This window comes from Streptomyces sp. P17 (assembly GCF_032436805.1).
Lineage (GTDB): Bacteria > Actinomycetota > Actinomycetes > Streptomycetales > Streptomycetaceae > Streptomyces.
Window position 1 is genome coordinate 1 of record NZ_JAVRBF010000945.1, and the last position, 265, is coordinate 265.

The 265-nt window shown below is 60.8% G+C and carries 1 protein-coding gene; it reads left to right on the plus strand.

What is annotated here, in order from left to right:
- Nucleotides 1-265: hypothetical protein (locus RMT89_RS43525; protein WP_315889284.1), on the plus strand; the 265-nt coding region annotated here is incomplete at both ends.

Genomic DNA, 265 nt, shown 5'->3' on the forward strand with positions numbered 1-265 from the left:
TCCAGGAGATCGAGAACCTTCCCGGCGATCTGCCGCCGACGGATGATCTCGCCTCCCGGCTTTGCGATTTTCTGGTGGAGGAGGGCTATTTCACGGGCGAGATCTGGCGCACGCGGGATCTGGCAGAGCATGTCAGTTCCAGGGTGCGGGACAATCCGTCAGCGATCATGGACGATCTGGCCGGCGAGATGGCCACGACGAACGCCTATTTTGACGGACCAGACATCGATGAGATCGCGATCGATGTCGGCGAGGATGCGCTGGT